The following is a 16,765-nucleotide window of genomic DNA, read 5'->3' as shown; positions in this document are numbered from 1 at the left end:
TTTATTTTGCTAGAATTTCATAAATTTTTTCTATACTTTGAGCTATTCTTGGAGTTCCTCTTAATATAAGGGCTGAGGGCACTGAGATTATCTTGCCATCTTTGGCAGCTTTAGTTTTGCTTAAAACAGGATAGAGTTGCAAGAGACTTTTGGAGTTGTTTGCTGTTTCTACAACTATGATAAAGTCGGGATTTTGCTCTAAAATATACTCAGTTTGAATCACCGAAGTAGCCCCTTGCAGATTTTCGGCTATGTTTTTTAGACCTAAGTTATTTGTGATATCTATGGGCAGAGTTCCGCTATTAAAAGCCATTAAATTTAGTGCAGAAAATAGAACTACAACCTTTTTACCACTTAATTTATCTTGATGTGATAACTTAGATTTTATCTCATCTATAAGCTGTTTGCCTTCTTCTTGTTTTTGAGTTATATCTGCTATTTTTTCTATATTTTTATAAATGTCGTTCAAACTGTTTGCATTTAAACTTAATGTTTTTAAGCCTAGATTTTTTAGATCGTTATCTACATTTATAGAGTGGAAACTTGTTATCACAAGATCCGGGTTTATCTCCACTATGCGTTCTAAATTCGGTTTCATATAAGAGCCGACATTTGGAAGTTGTGAGGTTTTATCTTCTGGATAAATTTTAGTCATAGATGAAATGGCTATAGCGGCTATATTATCTTCGGCTTTGAGCATATATAGTATTTCTACCACAGCAGGATCCAGCACTACTAATTTTACTCCAAATGCAAATTCAAACAGAGCTACAAGTATGATTAATATTTTTTTCATTTTTATCCTTTATTTTTTGGTATTATTATCGAACAACCGTTATGATTTAGCACGTCGCATTCAAGATTGTAAATTTCTTTTAAAATATCTTTTTTGTATAGTTCTTTTGGAGTACCGCTGTAAGCGACTTTTCCATCTTTTAGCATTATAATTTTATCACAAAATATACTTGCCAAGTTTAGATCATGTAGAACTACTATGCTAAATATATTTAATTTTTTAGTTATCTTTTTGCAAAGACTCATGATCTCGACTGCATAGTTAAGATCAAGAGCGCTTGTAGGCTCATCAAGAAGTAGTATTTTAGGATCCGAGACTATCGCTCTGGCTAGTAAAACTCTTTGAAATTCGCCTCCGCTAAGAGAGTTTGCGGATCTATCTTTAAACTCTTTTAAATTCAAAAGTTCCATTACTTCACTCACTTTTCTATAGTCATCTGAGCCGTAGTTGCCAAATATCCCTTTTATACTCACATATCTTCCCATAAGTATCAAATCCTCTACGCTAAGAGGAAGTGCTAAATCAGATTTTTGCGGTACAAAACCTATAATTTTGGCTAAATCTTTTTGCGAATACTCTTTTAGCGGTTTGAAGTTTATCTTTATAACGCCGCTATTTGGCTGCAGAATTTTTAATATATTTTTAAGAAGAGTTGATTTTCCGCAGCCGTTTGGACCTAAAATTCCTATAAACTCTGCGCTGTTTATCTGAATATTTAGCTTATTTAGTATCTGATTTTTATTAAATTTAAAACTTAAATTTGATATCTCGATACTCACTAGATGACTCCTTTGCTATATTTAATAGCCAAAAATAGAAAAAACTGAGCTCCAAAAAATGCTGTTACGACTCCTATCGGAATTTCTGTCGGATTGAGCACATTTTTAGCTACAAGATCGCAAAATAGTAAAAAAAGTGCACCTGCTAAAGTAGATATAGGTATCAAAACAGCATTGTTTGACGTGCCTAGTATCATTCTTAAAATATGAGGTATGATGAGTCCGACAAAACCTATCATCCCAGTAAATGCAACTGAGAATGCCACGCTTAAAGATGCTACTATGAGCAGTCTTTTTTTTGTTATATCTACATCGGCTCCTAAGCTTTTTGCTTCTTCGTCTCCGCTTAAAAGTAAATTTAACTCATTTCTCTTTTTATAAAAATATATTAGCGAAAGTATCAAAGGTAGAGTTAGCAAGCCTACTTTAAACCAGCTTGCGCCTCCAAGATATCCCATCATCCACGCTATTATCTTAAAACTATCTTCTCCTATAAGATAAGTAGCAAGTGATGTAAAAGCTCCAAGCATAGATGAAAATGCTATGCCTATTATAAGCAAAGTAGCTACAGAGCGACCGTTTTTTGATAGTTTAAATATAACTATAGAAAGAATGCACGAAGCTATAAAAGCAAAAATACCGTAATATATATCCTCTAATCCAAATATATAAGCTACAACCGCCCCAAATGTTGCGCTTGATGCAATTCCTATTATATATGGATCTGCTAGAGGATTTAAAAATATAGTTTGAACGACAACACCGGAGCTGGCCAAAAGAGCTCCTATTAATATAGCCATCACTATGCGAGGAAGTCTTATGTCAATCAGTATAGTTTTTTGCGTATCGCTTAGATCTTGCGAGTATAGATTAAAAATCTCATTAAATCCTACGCTAGCTCCTCCCAAAGCTAGCGAAATGATCGTTAAAACAAGAAGGCAGATTAAAAAGCTTATAATGAGATAGCTTTTAATAGACATATTTAAACTCTACATAATAATTTCTTGCGTTTGCCGGTTTATACTGGTCTTTGATTTTATCTTGATATGTAAAGTATCTCTTGTCAAATAAATTTTTTATCCCGGCAATGACTAAAAAGCCTTTTGGAAAACTGTATTTTGCCCCTATATCTACTATGGTTTTCGAGTTTATTTTCTCATATCCGTTATCGAGCATATCAGAAAAGTATTTTATATCGCCAAAAACATTTAGATTTCTAATCACTTTGTAGTCTGCTCCGAAAACTAATTTATGTTTTGCCGCTAGAGGTATTCTTTTATTATTAAACTCACCGCTTGTGATTTTTGCATCTACGTATGAATATGTTTGTTTTAAGCTAAGATCATTATCTAACATATATTGACTTGCGTAAAGTTCTATCCCAAGCCTTCTTGTTTTATCTAAATTTATAAAACGCCATAGAGTATGGTCTTCTTCCATTATGTTTCTTATCTCATTTTTTTTATCCGTGATAAATGCCGTAGCGCTCATGTACGAGCCTAGAAAATAGTCTTTAGCGCCGATCTCGTATGTATAAAATATCTCTGATTTTAAATTGTTAAATTTATAAACTGAACCGCGAGTAGCGCCTTGAGGACGTACGCTATTTGTTAGTTGAGTCGGAGATGCAGAGTAAAATCCTCTTTCAAATTTAAAATATATATTTCCGGTATCAGAGTATTTTAAATTTGGAGTTATTTCAAATGCGTGATTATTTGTATCTGGCTGATTTGCAATATTTTTTACCGTTGTCATCGGGCGTGTCGAGTTTGGCATATAAATATTCGTGATAGAACTTCTATCCAAATCATAACTAGCTTTTTCAAATCTATATCCGCTACTTATACTAAACCAGTCGTTAAAATGGTGATTATCCATAACATAAATCGAGTGAGATTTTTTTTCTAAATCTACGTTTATACTGTTTTTTACGGTTACGCCTCTTCTGGAGCCTTGATTATTTCTATATCTTAATCCTTTGTTTATATAGTATTCATAACCATAAATTAGCTCGCCGTTGCCGTAATCCATACGGTTTTTTAAATTTATTCCATATTTTTTATCTTCAAATCCGCTATTATCATCTAGCTCTTGTTTAATTTTTTGATAATATGGGAAGATATGAAAATCTACGTAATCTCCGTATTTTAAAGCATAATCAAGCGTGAGATCAAGTCTTGTTTCATCTTTGGTCGTTTTTTTACCGCCTTGTTTTGGATCACTATTTACTTGAGCTTTACTAAGAGCGTTTAAAGTGCTAGTTGTTGCGTTATAATAGCTCGAGTTGAGCACTATGCTTTGGTTGTCGTTGATTTGATACGTTGCTCCGCCGCTTGTGTAGTAACCTCTATTTTTCTCGCCGTCTCTGTAGCCTTTCTCATCAAACTTTTTTGCATTGAATTTTAAAAACAGATCATCGTTCGCCATTCCTCCGACTGCGAAATTTAGATCTTTATAGTTGTATGATCCGAATTTGGTAGATAAATTTGTATAAAAATCTCTAGGCTGATTTTTTGTAATTATATTTATAACTCCTCCGCTAGTGCCGTTTCCATAAAGTACGCTTCCGCCTCCTGGTATTATCTCTATTTGCTCTATATCATCGACTGATATAGTATTTATAGGCACTGTTGCGTGAGATGTGTCTAGCATATTTAGAGCGACTCCATTTAACATAATTTTTGTTGAGAAATTTGAGTTTATGCCTTGACCTCTCATATCTATAGTTCTGCCAAAACCGGGATCTATAAAGCTTATCGAAGGTTCTGCTTCTAAGATCTCTTCTACGTTTTTATAGCCTTTATTTTGGATATCTTCACTAGTTATGACAATCACGTTTCTTACTTCATCTTTTAGTTTGGTTTCAAATCCGCTAGTTGATATAACTGTGGTATCTAGCCTAATTTGTGCACCAAATACAAGCGTAGCCGCACTTAAGCTGCAAATAGTTATTTTTTTTAACATAGATGAACTCCTTTAATTTAGTTTGATATTCAGTTTTATGTTATTAATATTTACTTGCTCAATATGTAATTAAGATAGGCTTTATCGTTATAATTTATACTTTTGTTTTTGGAAGATTATGTATTTGGTAAATTTATCAAATTTAGCATCAAATTTGAGATTAGAGTTTTTTGCCCTCATCAAACAGACCGGCTTTTCTAATATCACCCATAAAACAGTGATTAACAAAGAAAAATAAGACATAAATAGCTTGCCGGTCTCTTTTGGTTTGACATTTTTCATTACCTCTTATTGTTGTGAGGATTTGCACCATGCGCTCTTTGGATAATTTCAAAACCATCCGTATCATACGCAGCTCCAAAACCTTTTACAAATCTTCCTTTGTTAATTTCTATCTTAATTATGTGAAAATCAGACATATTTTTTATCATTTTTATAGCCGATTCGCTTTTAAATTTACTTTCAAATTTAGAAAACAGACTCTCTTTTTTATCATCTAAAAATATCGCTTTAGATCTAAAACTTGCTCTTTTTCTAGCAAAAACAGTTTTAGCTTTGCTCTCATCTTCTAAAAACATAATTGATATTTTGTTGCTATTTTCTTTTATGGATTTGAAATGTTCGCTAACTTCAGATATAAGTATATAAAAATCATTATTATCTCTCACTACTGGAGCATACGAACAGACGCAGTGATCGCCGTTTAGGCTCGAGATAAGAACGCTGTTAAAGCTATCTATGAAATCTATCATATCTTTTGAAACCGCAGCAATACCTTCTTTTATATCAAGACTACTCATAAGATCTATTATCGCTGTTTTAAATCCTTCGCCGTTTTGTTCGGCTTTTTTTAGAAACGCAACTCGTACTAAAAGTTGATCACACGCTATATCCATACCGTCTTCGTCTATAGAATCAAGCCTTACGTTTGTAGGATTTTGTACCGCCCCAAAGTGTTTGCAAAGCATTATAAGCGTATCCATATGCTCGCTGTTCATATGCTCTATTGCTTTTCGTTTCGCATCCATTTATTCTCCTTTTTTAAAATTAATATTGATATTAAATACCAAAATTTAACATAAATTTTCTTAAAACTTTATAAATATTAAATTTAAAAATTATAAGTTATGATAAATAATTTATAAGTTTTCTATCTATTAGTTCGTATATTCTATCTGCGTATTTGAAATATCTATCATCATGACTTATAGCAAAAACGGTAATTTTTTGCTGTTTAAATAGCTTTAAAATTTCAGTATAAAACTTTGCTCTAAAGTGTGGATCTTGATCTGCTGCCCACTCATCAAGTAGCAAAATATTTCTATTTTCTAATAGCGCATTTATCAGAGCTAATTTCTTTTTTTGACCTTGAGAGAGATTTTGAGGATCTATTTGAGAGTCGTTTGGAGCTCTAAACTCAAGTAGTTCAAACCATTTTTTAGCATCATTTTCTATATCGCTAAATAGATAAAATTCACTAAATACCGCGCTTATAGTATTTTTATAAATTTGAATGTTTGAGCTGTCTATTTTTACGTCATCGATATAAATTTCACCGCTACTGGGCTTCAAAAGTCCCGCTAAAATAAGAAATAAAGTTGATTTTCCGCTGCCGTTTTCTCCTATTAAAAACAGACATTCGCCTCTATCTAATCTCATATTTATATTATCCAATATAAGCTTGTTTTCATAACTAAAACTAATATTTCTAAGTTCGATTCTTTGCCAGTTATCAAAACTCTTATATGTATCAAATTCCTCTTTATACGCGGCTAACTCTAAAGATTTTATCTTTTGAGCGGCAACTTTTGATTTTATTATCGATGGATAGGCAAAAAGCACCATCATAAGCGGAGCTCTTAAAAATAGTATAGTGATAGATATAGTTACGGCTCCGGCCATATCAAGCAGTTCAAATCCAAGACTGAGATAAATAACCAACCCAACAGCTCCTAGCGTCATCATACTTACCCAGTTACTTACTAGCGATTGGTAAAAATCTATGCTTAGCATATTTTTTCTCATATCTTGTACATTTAATCTAAATTTGAGATTAAAAAAATCCGCCGCTCTTTTTAAATTTAGACTAAATTCTTTATGAGCGTCTATAGATGTTTCATAATTTTTGTAGAGTCTATCCTCATTTTTTCTATGCTGCTTAAAAAGATTATATAGTTTTTTGATAAAATACAAACACAAGATAGCCCCAAATCCCAGCCATATAAAAACACTAAAAGCTAAAATAGGGGATAGATATAAAATATAAAAAAACGATACAATCGCAACAAGACCTCCTTGCAAAATCTCAGGTATGCGTACAAATCCATTTGTTATGCTTGCTATATCGCTTGAAAGCAGAGCTATGAGTTTAGCTCTGCCGATTTGCCTTGTATGGTGGTAATCAGTATCTAAAATACGCTTTATTATGCTTAATCGCATATCATAAATATAGTTTTGACTAGCTAAAGATATGGTATATCTAAAAGCCAAAGATGCTATAAAAAATAGTAAAAGTAAAATGATAAAATATAAGATTAAACCGTATTCGCCGCTTGTTATATTTAACAAATATCTATTTATAAACGCAAGAACGGCTAAATTTAGAGCGCTATAAAATACCGATAGTAAAGTTATAGCGCTTAGAATTAGATTTTTATTTTTAAGATTCATTGTCTTTGCGATGGTTTTTTGCTACTTTTGAAAATACAAGCAGATATATATATCCTATAACTCCTGCGGTAAATGAAGCTAATAAAATACCTAGTTTATCTGCGTGGAAGAACTCGTTGCTATCATGATATGCTAATGAATTTACAAACAAACTCATAGTAAATCCTATACCAGTTAGTATACACACTCCATAAAATTGCGTCCAAGACGAACCTTCAGGAAGTTTAGCAAAGCCTAGCTTTATAAAAATATAGCTAAACAGAAAAACTCCTACTTGTTTGCCTATAAGTAATCCAAAGAATATTCCCATTCCTACTGAATTTAAAAGTTGATTTATCTGTACTCCGGCAAGACTTACGCCCGCATTTACAAAAGCAAAAACTGGAAGTATGAAATAGCTGGTTATTCCTTGAAGATCATGTTCAAGCTCTACTAGCAGACTTTTTCCACTATCGTCTCTCATAGGTATAAAAAATGCTGCCACGACCCCTGCAATGGTAGCGTGGACTCCGCTTTTTAGTACGCTTACCCAAAGTATCAAAGTAACTAATATGTATGCTGATTTTTTTGATACTTTAAATTTGTTTAATACCCAAAGCGCAAACAAACAGATCCCGGCTATAACAAAAGAGATAAAAGATAGTTTAGTCGTATAAAATATAGCTATTATAACAATAGCGCATAGGTCATCTATGATGGCTAAAGTAAGTAAAAATATTTTAAGACTTGATGGTATTCTTTTACCAAGAAGCATCAAAACTCCTAGCGCAAAAGCTATATCGGTCGCAGTAGGTATAGCCCAGCCTCTAATAGCAAAATCATTTCCGTGATTAAATGCCCAAAATATAACGGCCGGTAGTATCACTCCGCCAAGTGCGCCTATCGTAGGTAGAGCTATTTGAGATGGTTTTGAAAGTTCGCCTTGCAATATTTCTCTTTTTAATTCAAGTCCCACAACAAAGAAAAATATCGCCATCAATCCATCATTTACCCATAAAATCAGTGGTTTTGATAGATTAAAATCCCTAAAACCGACCGTAAATTCAGCTCTTAAAATTTCGGTATAAAAATGGTTTAAAAACCCATTTTGAAATAAAAGTGCTAAAATAGTAGCGATGATAAGTAAAACACCGCCGAATGATTCGTGTTTTACAAAGTTTAAATTTATTTTCATTTATTTCTCCTGATTCTTTAGTTCATATATCTCTTTTATTAAAAGTTGAGGCGTGATAAGACCTCTAAATGAGTTTTTTGATACGGAGACTAAAAGATCTATATTATCTCCGACATGAGGCGTATAGTCGTAGTTAAAAAATATTGCTTCATACGATTTGCCGCCTTTTTGAAGTATTAGTTTTAGATGATTTTCTTCTTTGCCTATAAATTTGGTATTTTTTACTTTTGCACTTTTTAGCTCAAATAACGGTCTTGGATTTCTTTGACCGTATGGTTCAAAATACTCTAAAATCTCCAAAAGCTCATAATCAATCGCATTGTGATCAATTTCGCCTAAAACCTCGTCGCTTCCACTAAAATCATATAAATCTTGTAAAAAGCAGGAGTTATTTACGGCATGTTTAAACTCGTCTAGATTGTTAGTTTCTATAACTAATCCAGCCGCGCCTTTATGTCCGCCAAATCCGCAAAGAAGTTTTTCTTGTGATGCTATAAGGGCCAATATATCAAATTTACCTACGCTTCTAGCACTTCCTTTTGCTCTGCAGCCATCAATGCTAAATACAATTGCGGGCTTTTTATATCTTTTTGCAAGTCTGCTAGCAACTATTCCTATTACGCCCTCGTGCCACTCATTTCCCCAAGTAACTATGATATCTTCGTTATCGTTTACATCTTTTATAGACGATTCGAATAATGCTTTTTCTTGCTCTTTTCTTGAATTATTAAAACAGGTTATCATATCAAGATATCTGTTTGCTTCATCTATAGTTTTACTTCTTAAAAATTTAAAAGACACGCTTGCATCATCCATTCTTCCGGCCGAGTTTATAAGTGGAGCTATAAGAAAGCTTATATCGTCAAATTCAAATTTATCTTTTCCGTAAAAACATTTTATAGCTTCAAAACATGCTCTTTTACTAGAGTTAATTCGAGTTATACCAAGTCTAACTAGTATCCTATTTAAATCTCTCAACTCCATCATATCAGCGATAATTGCTAGCGCTAAAAGATCAATGAATTTGCCCATATCGTAATTTTTTAGACTGCAAACCTCTTTTAACGCTCCAACAAGATACCATGCTACTTGAGCACCGCAAATTTCAATATTTGGAAATGTGCATTCTGGCTGTTTTGGATTTATTATCGCGTAGGCTTGAGGCAAAATTTGCGGAGGCATATGATGATCTGTGATGATAAGATCTATACCTTTTTTGGCGCATAGATCAGCTGCTTCATTTGCACTTATACCGTTATCTACTGTTATTATGAGTGCAACGCTTTCAAGTTCATTAACTATATCTGAGTTAAGACCGTAACCGTCTTTGAATCTATTTGGAATTCGTATTATAAAATCCGTACTCATATCTGTTAAAAACTCAGCCATTATAGCAGTACTAACAACTCCATCTACATCATAATCTCCAACTATAGCTATAAGCTCATTGTTTTGTATCGCAGTTTTGATACGCTCTGCAGCTTTATAAGTATCTTTGAGTTCGCAAGGCAAAGGAATCTCTGAAAGTTTTTTATGTAAGTCGTTACTAAACCTTTTATTAAGCAGATTCCTGATCTCGGTTTTATCTAACATTTTTTATTGTCTATACCGGCTTTTATAAAGCCTAAAATAGTAGGATTCGGTTTTGTTAGACGTGAAGTAAATTCAGGGTGAAACTGCACACCTAGAAAAAACGGATGATCTTGTAGTTCGACTGCTTCTATAAGGCCTTCGCTCTCTCCACTAACTATAAGACCATTTTTTTCAAATGCTTCTCTGTATTTTGGATTTGCTTCGTACCTGTGTCGGTGTCGCTCTTTTATCTGTTTTGCTCCATTATAAATTCTACTTAAAAGAGAGTTTGGAAGTATATTGCATTTATAGCTTCCAAGTCTCATAGTGCCTCCAAGCGGACTTTTGTGGGTACGTAACTGTTTTTTACCGTTTGCATCTATAAATGAATCTATAAGATATATTATAGGATTTTTGCAGTTTTCTTGAAATTCAATCGAATTCGCATCTTCTAAATTTAAAATATTTCTAGCAAATTCGATCAAACTAAGCTGCATACCAAGGCAAATTCCAAGATATGGTATTTTATTTTCTCTAGCGTATTTTATGGCTTGCATTTTGCCTTCTATACCGCGTGAACCAAAACCTCCTGCTACAAGTATTCCATCTACGTCTTTTAATGTTTCAGATGCGCTATTTTCATCTATTTTTTCACTATCGCACCATTTTAAATGTACTCTTGCATCGAGATTTGCTCCAGCGTGAATGATGCTTTCTGTTAAACTTTTATAGCTCTCTTTTAAATCAATATATTTTCCTACAAATGCAATTGTTACGCTATCGCTCGGAGCTATAACTCTTTTTACTAGATTATCCCAATTTTGCATATTTGGTCTTAGATCACCAAGATCTAACACGTCAGCTATAGGCTCAAGTATATCTTGTTTTAAAAAACTAAGCGGAACTTGATATATGCTTTGTAAATCTGGGCTTTCTATAACTGAGTTTCTCTCAACGCCACAGCTAGAAGCTATCTTATCTTTTAATTCGCGATTTATAGGAATTTCTGAGCGGCATATTATCATATCTGGACTTATTCCTATGCGGCGCAGTTCTCCGACGCTATGCTGAGTCGGTTTAGTTTTTAATTCACCGGCAACTTTTATATACGGTACTAAAGTTAAATGAATAAACATACCGTTTTTTCGTCCTACTTCGCTTCTTAAGGCTCTTATCGCTTCTAAGAAAGGAAGCCCCTCTATATCACCTACGGTGCCGCCGATTTCTACTATCAATATATCTTTGCCAACTCCGGCTTTTTTGATTCGTTCTACTATTTCGCCTACGATATGAGGTATAACTTGAATTGTTTTACCAAGATAGTCGCCGCGTCTCTCTTTTTCTATTACCGAGCTATAAACTCTACCTGTAGTGAAGTTGTTATTTTGCGTTAAATTTTCATCTAAAAATCTTTCATAATGTCCAAGATCAAGGTCAGTTTCAGCACCATCATCGGTTACGAAAACTTCACCGTGCTCAAGCGGACTCATGGTGCCTGGATCTACATTTATATACGGATCTGCTTTTAAAATACTTACTTTTAATCCTACATTTTTAAGCAAAGTGGCGATACTAGCAGCTGCTATGCCTTTTCCAAGACTAGAGAGCACTCCGCCTGTTACAAAAATGTATTTTGTTTGATTCAATTTGCTCATTATCATTCCTTTTCTAAAGCGATTATATCAAAAGTTTTTTTACTATCTGATAAATTTAGTTTTATTGCTTTAGTGCGTTAGCAAATTATATAACATCGAATTTAAAATTTATTTTTATAAATTTATGGCGACTATATAATTTAAATTTTACCTTCAAGAAGTTTTAAATACTCTATAAACGCTTCATTTAAAGTCACCGATGAGTCAAATTTATTTATCCCTTTTTTTAAAATAGCATAACCGTCTCCTCCGTTAGCTAAAAAATCAGTAACCGCTATAGTATAAAGTTTAGATGGATTTATAGGCTCATTTTTAATTTTTAAATTTAAAATAGTTTTATTTGAACTATCTATAGTAAAACTAACGTCTTTTGATATTTGAGCAAATCCTCCGAATCCCGGTTTTATATTGATTATATAATTAAATAATTCCATCACTTCATCACCTTTTAGGCTTACTGCAGATATCGTATTTGGAAAAGGCATAGAGATCAAAATATCTTTTTTACTTACGTCTCCGGCATTTATACCAGATCTTATAGCTCCTGAGTTTATGATACCAAAGTCCGCTTTTATACCAAATTTAAAAAGCAAATTTATCATAGAGTCGGTTACGTGCCTTCCTATGGGCAGCTGCTTGAATCTGATCTCGTTATTTTCAAACAGTAACGGCTCTTTTAACGTTATGATTTTACTATTTAAAGCCTCGTCGTGAATCCGTATAAACGGCTCTAAAATTCCGTTCATTTCATCGTCTAAATCAAAATCTTTGCTAGTTAGTTCAACTAAATTCCACTTTATCTTTTTATCTTTTAAATTTAAAACAGCTTTTCCTATATAGCGGTTATTGCTTCCTGCGCTCACTATGGGTACGCCATTTATTACCAAAGGTTTTTGAAATACCGAGTGCGAATGCCCGTCTATTATAAGATCTATACCATGTGTATTATTAGCTAGATCAACCGACGTTATATGCACGGGATCACCTTTAATATCTCCAAGATGTACTAAAGCGATTACAAAATCGGGGTTTGTATTTTTTATTTCATCCAATGTTTCTTTTGCGGCATGGATTTCTGGTAGAAATTCGATCTTTTCTCCATTTGCGCCATCAAATTTTGCCGGAATAGTTATATACTTTGTCGTACTCGTAGTAAGCCCCATTATGGCGACTTTAAATCCATTAAAATCTTTGATAATATATGGTTTTGCGATATAATTATTTTCAAATTTAACATTTGCGCTAAGCCAAGGGAAATTCGAAAGCTCCATTTGCATTTTTAATTTTTCATATGTACCGTCAAATTCGTGATTTCCAAGAGTAGCGGCGTCGTATTTTAGAGCATTAAAAGCTAAAATATCCGGTTTTGCATCAAATATATTTGAAAGCGATGAGCCGGTATTTACATCTCCTGCGTCAAGTAAAAGCGCATTTTTATATTCGTTTCTCATCTGCTTTACTAAGTTAGCTTGCAAAGCTACACCGCCAATTAGCGTACCGTCTTTAGTTTCATATGGCAAAAGAGCGCCGTGGTGATCATTTGTGTGAAGAATTAACAGCTCGTTCTCGTGTTTGTTATTTAAATTTACACAACCGTTAAATATCAATAAAAATGCAGCAAAAATCACTGTTGAAGCGACGTATTTTTTTAGTTTGTTCATATTTGTTCCTAGTATATATTTATTATCTTTTTAGTTAAAAATATAATAAATATATAATTTAAGCATAAGAATACTTTATTAATGTAAATATTTTTTATTTTCTTATTTATATATTTTACGGATATTGAAAATTGATATTTTGATTTTTTTAAGATTTATATAGAAAAATTGATTATATATTTTTAAAGATTAAGTTTTAAGATGAGCATAAAAGGCGATTTTTCCGCCTTTTATAAATTTATGCTTCCAAAATCGCGCCATTGCTCGCGTTTGTGACTAGTTTTTGGTATTGTCTTAACCAGCGGCTATTTACTGGTTTTCCAGCGTATTTCCACTCTTTGCGTCTCGCTTCTATCTCAGTGTCGCTTAAACGTACGTTTATGCTAAATTTATCTACGTCGATATCTATGATGTCACCGTCTTTTAAAAGACCTATCATACCGCCCTCAGCAGCTTCAGGGCTTACGTGCCCTATGCTTAGGCCGCGAGTCGCTCCGCTAAAACGCCCATCGGTTATAAGAGCTACGTCCGCTCCAAGTCCACGTCCTACTATAAGGCTAGTCGGGCTTAACATTTCTTGCATTCCGGGGCCTCCTTTTGGTCCTTCGTATCTTAAAACTACGACGTCGCCTTTTTGTACTTTTCCCTTTGATATGCCTTTTATAGCTTCATCTTGAGAGTTAAAGCAGACCGCTTTTCCGCTAAATTGTCTGCTACCGATGATACCGGCGGCCTTTATCACGCATCCTTGCTCGGCTAAATTTCCAAATAAAATAGCTAGTCCGCCCACTTTTGAGTAAGCATTTTGCACGGTATGGATCACGCTTTCATCTAAAATTTCAGCATTTTTTACTCTATCTCCTAAGCTCTCGCCGCTCACGGTAAGAGCGTCTAAACTTAATAAATCACTATTGAATTTAGCTATCTCGTTTATAACCGCGCTTAGTCCGCCGGCTTTGGCGACGTCTTGCATATGCACACTAGGCAGACTCGGAGCTATTTTAGTTATGTGCGGTACCGAGCGACTTATGTCATTTAGACTAGCGATATCTAACGGATATCCGGCTTCTCGACTGATGGCAAGCATATGAAGTATAGTATTTGAGCTTCCGCCCATCGCCATATCCACTACCATAGCGTTTTTGATAGTTTTTTCATTGATTATATTTCTGATCTGATAGCGCTCATCAAGTGCGATCTCGCAGATCCTACGTGCAGCTTTTCTTATGAGTTCTTCACGTTCAGGGGTAAGCGCAAGTACGGTACCGTTTCCCTCCAGAGCTACGCCCATAGCTTCGCAAAGTGTATTCATCGAGTTTGCGGTAAACATTCCTGAACAGCTTCCGCCACTTGGACAGGCGTTGCACTCGATAAATTTAAGCTCTTTTTCGTCTATCTGTTTTGTTTCATAAGCTCCGACCGCTTCAAAAGCAGAGTTTAGATCCAAAGCTTCTCCTTTGGCTCCGACTCCAGCAGCCATAGGACCGCCGCTTACGAATATAGTTGGCACATTTACCCTAAGTGCACCCATAAGCATTCCAGGGACGATCTTGTCGCAGTTAGGTATGCAAACAAGCGCATCAAGAGCGTGAGCGTTCATCACTGTTTCAACAGAGTTTGCGATGATCTCGCGGCTTGGAAGTGAATAAAGCATACCCTCGTGCCCCATAGCGATACCATCATCAACGCCGATAGTGTTGAACTCAAACGGTACGCAGCCGTTTTTGCGGATTTCGTCTTTTAAAATTTCAGAGTATTTATTTAGGAAAAAATGACCGGGGATTATCTCTATAAAGCTATTTGCTACGCCAATAAACGGTTTTTTAAAGTCGTCGTCTTTAAGTCCGGTCGCTCTTAGAAGTGAGCGATGCGGAGTCCTTGTGTAGCCGTCTTTTATGATATCACTTCGCATGAGTTTTGCCTTTATTTTTAAATTTGCTCCATTTTATCAAAATTTAGTTTAAAATGTTTAAAAATTACAATTTATTCAACTTTAAATAAATTTAAAGTAAAATCATAGATATTTAAGTTGTTTTTCAAGGATACTTATGCTTTTTAACTCGTTTGAATTTATATTTGTATTTTTACCTATCACGTTTTTTTTATATTTTTTACTATCTAAATTTAGGCTGATGAAGGCTAGCATTTTTATATTAACAGCGGCATCTTTGGTTTTTTATGGATATTGGAATTTTATCTATGTGCCGCTTATTTTGATGTCTATCACATTTAACTTTTTTACAGGAAATCATCTTTGTAAAGAGTTTAAATTTAAAAAGATATTTTTGTGGTTTAGTATATTGTGTAATCTAGCCTTGCTCGGATATTACAAATATACGGACTTTTTTATAGAAAATTTTAACGGTATGTTTAGCTCGAATATTCCTTTGCATCATATCATTTTACCGCTTGGTATCAGCTTTTTTACATTTACTCAAATTGCGTTTTTAGTGGATTGTTTCAGCGGTAATGTTAAAGAGACGAATTATCTCAAATACGCTTTATTTGTAACGTATTTTCCGCATCTTTTAGCAGGTCCTATCATACATCACGCTGAAATGATGCCGCAATTTGCAAATTTAAGGCGTAAAAAAATACATTATAAAAATATCAGTATAGGTATATTTTTATTTGCTATTGGATTGTTTAAAAAGGTCGTGATAGCCGATTTTTTTGCTAAATTTGCAAATTATGGATTTGATAGTGTTGCTATGCTTAGTATGAGTGAAGCGTGGATAACAAGTTTGAGTTATACTTTTCAGCTATATTTTGATTTTAGCGGATATACTGATATGGCAATAGGTATCTCATATATGTTTAATATAGTTTTACCTCTAAATTTTAACTCTCCTTATAAATCACTTAGTATTCAAGAGTTTTGGCGTAGATGGCATATGACTCTCTCAAGGTTTTTACGCGATTATATTTATATTCCTCTTGGTGGAAATAGGCTTGGAGAGAGCAGGGCGTATATAAATATTTTTATCGTATTTTTACTTGGTGGATTATGGCATGGCGCCGGTTGGACATTTATTATATGGGGAGCTCTTCACGGAACAGCTCTTATGACTCATCGTTTTTATAGTTCTCATTTTAAACCTTTGCATAGGATTTTGGCGTGGATTATCACCTTTAATTTTATAAATATTACATGGGTATTTTTTAGAGCTAAAGATATGGAGTCTGCTTTTAAGGTATTAAAAGGAATGTTTAATATAAACTCTATAGCCCCAAATAGCGGCTTTATAATTGTGATAAATGAAGCATTTGGTTTTATGGAAAATGTTACTCATAAAATAGCTGCTAGCCTTAGTATCTTTATAGTTACTGCTTTAGCTTTTATAATTTGCGTATTGTTTAAAAACTCAAATGAGATGGTCGCAAACTCTAAATTCGGATATAAGACGGCGATTTTTGTTGTGTTTTTATTTGTGTGTGCGTTTTTTGCTACTAGAAGCGTTCAAGAATCACAATTTTTATATTTTAATTTTTAG

13 protein-coding genes are annotated in these 16,765 nt (G+C 33.8%); 1 reads left to right on the top strand and 12 read right to left on the bottom strand.

Annotated elements, in window-relative coordinates:
• Position 1 precedes the first annotated feature (1 nt).
• From RVY88_RS02310 to ilvD, 12 genes are all read right to left on the bottom strand, one after another.
• Positions 2–796 (bottom strand): ABC transporter substrate-binding protein, encoded by a 795-nt coding sequence (locus tag RVY88_RS02310; RefSeq protein WP_162167191.1) that lies wholly within the window; start codon positions 794–796, stop codon positions 2–4.
• Between the two features lie 2 nt (positions 797–798).
• A complete protein-coding gene (locus RVY88_RS02305; RefSeq protein WP_162167192.1) occupies positions 799–1,575 on the bottom strand; it encodes an ABC transporter ATP-binding protein in 777 nt (258 codons plus the stop codon).
• Positions 1,575–2,555, bottom strand: a complete 981-nt coding sequence (locus RVY88_RS02300; protein ID WP_317051254.1) for a FecCD family ABC transporter permease — start codon at positions 2,553–2,555, stop codon at positions 1,575–1,577. The genes RVY88_RS02305 and RVY88_RS02300 overlap by 1 nt, the downstream gene beginning before the upstream one ends.
• A complete protein-coding gene (locus RVY88_RS02295; RefSeq protein ID WP_162167193.1) occupies positions 2,545–4,539 on the bottom strand; it encodes a TonB-dependent receptor in 1,995 nt (664 codons plus the stop codon). The genes RVY88_RS02300 and RVY88_RS02295 overlap by 11 nt, the downstream gene beginning before the upstream one ends.
• A gap of 87 nt (positions 4,540–4,626) precedes the next feature.
• On the bottom strand, positions 4,627–4,821 hold the full coding sequence (locus RVY88_RS02290) for a hypothetical protein (protein ID WP_011732334.1): 195 nt from the start codon (positions 4,819–4,821) through the stop codon (positions 4,627–4,629).
• Positions 4,821–5,567 (bottom strand): HugZ family heme oxygenase, encoded by a 747-nt coding sequence (locus RVY88_RS02285; RefSeq protein ID WP_162167194.1) that lies wholly within the window; start codon positions 5,565–5,567, stop codon positions 4,821–4,823. Before RVY88_RS02285 ends, RVY88_RS02290 begins: the two co-directional genes overlap by 1 nt.
• A 97-nt stretch (positions 5,568–5,664) precedes the next feature.
• Complete coding sequence (locus tag RVY88_RS02280) at positions 5,665–7,209, bottom strand: ATP-binding cassette domain-containing protein (RefSeq protein ID WP_162167195.1); 1,545 nt, start codon at positions 7,207–7,209, stop codon at positions 5,665–5,667.
• Positions 7,199–8,383, bottom strand: a complete 1,185-nt coding sequence (gene nhaA / locus RVY88_RS02275) for a Na+/H+ antiporter NhaA (protein WP_002850877.1) — start codon at positions 8,381–8,383, stop codon at positions 7,199–7,201. Before nhaA ends, RVY88_RS02280 begins: the two co-directional genes overlap by 11 nt.
• Positions 8,384–9,976, bottom strand: coding sequence for a single-stranded-DNA-specific exonuclease RecJ (gene recJ / locus RVY88_RS02270; RefSeq protein ID WP_127349702.1), 1,593 nt, complete (start codon positions 9,974–9,976; stop codon positions 8,384–8,386).
• On the bottom strand, positions 9,970–11,601 hold the full coding sequence (locus RVY88_RS02265; protein WP_202930974.1) for a CTP synthase: 1,632 nt from the start codon (positions 11,599–11,601) through the stop codon (positions 9,970–9,972). Before RVY88_RS02265 ends, recJ begins: the two co-directional genes overlap by 7 nt.
• 149 nt (positions 11,602–11,750) lie before the next feature.
• Positions 11,751–13,271, bottom strand: coding sequence for a bifunctional metallophosphatase/5'-nucleotidase (locus RVY88_RS02260; protein ID WP_162167197.1), 1,521 nt, complete (start codon positions 13,269–13,271; stop codon positions 11,751–11,753).
• Between the two features lie 238 nt (positions 13,272–13,509).
• The gene (gene ilvD, locus RVY88_RS02255) at positions 13,510–15,183 is read right to left on the bottom strand and encodes a dihydroxy-acid dehydratase (RefSeq protein WP_038454321.1); all 1,674 of its coding nucleotides are present in this window, start codon (positions 15,181–15,183) and stop codon (positions 13,510–13,512) included.
• Between the two features lie 136 nt (positions 15,184–15,319).
• Between ilvD and RVY88_RS02250 the strand changes: the two genes are divergently transcribed.
• Positions 15,320–16,765 (top strand): MBOAT family O-acyltransferase, encoded by a 1,446-nt coding sequence (locus tag RVY88_RS02250; protein ID WP_317051253.1) that lies wholly within the window; start codon positions 15,320–15,322, stop codon positions 16,763–16,765.

Source organism: Campylobacter sp. TJR-1 (assembly GCF_032840035.1).
Taxonomy (GTDB): Bacteria; Campylobacterota; Campylobacteria; order Campylobacterales; family Campylobacteraceae; genus Campylobacter; species Campylobacter fetus.
Note: the sequence above shows the minus strand (reverse complement) of the source record. Positions and strands in the feature narration are given on the sequence as shown.

Coding starts and splice junctions, on each gene's coding strand:
- RVY88_RS02310 (WP_162167191.1), bottom strand. CDS start 796: ATGAAAAAAATATTAATCATACTTGTAGCTCTGTTTGAATTTGCATTT.
- RVY88_RS02300 (WP_317051254.1), bottom strand. CDS start 2,555: ATGTCTATTAAAAGCTATCTCATTATAAGCTTTTTAATCTGCCTTCTT.
- RVY88_RS02295 (WP_162167193.1), bottom strand. CDS start 4,539: ATGTTAAAAAAAATAACTATTTGCAGCTTAAGTGCGGCTACGCTTGTA.
- RVY88_RS02290 (WP_011732334.1), bottom strand. CDS start 4,821: ATGAAAAATGTCAAACCAAAAGAGACCGGCAAGCTATTTATGTCTTAT.
- RVY88_RS02285 (WP_162167194.1), bottom strand. CDS start 5,567: ATGGATGCGAAACGAAAAGCAATAGAGCATATGAACAGCGAGCATATG.
- RVY88_RS02280 (WP_162167195.1), bottom strand. CDS start 7,209: ATGAATCTTAAAAATAAAAATCTAATTCTAAGCGCTATAACTTTACTA.
- nhaA (WP_002850877.1), bottom strand. CDS start 8,383: ATGAAAATAAATTTAAACTTTGTAAAACACGAATCATTCGGCGGTGTT.
- recJ (WP_127349702.1), bottom strand. CDS start 9,976: ATGTTAGATAAAACCGAGATCAGGAATCTGCTTAATAAAAGGTTTAGT.
- RVY88_RS02260 (WP_162167197.1), bottom strand. CDS start 13,271: ATGAACAAACTAAAAAAATACGTCGCTTCAACAGTGATTTTTGCTGCA.
- ilvD (WP_038454321.1), bottom strand. CDS start 15,183: ATGCGAAGTGATATCATAAAAGACGGCTACACAAGGACTCCGCATCGC.
- RVY88_RS02250 (WP_317051253.1), top strand. CDS start 15,320: ATGCTTTTTAACTCGTTTGAATTTATATTTGTATTTTTACCTATCACG.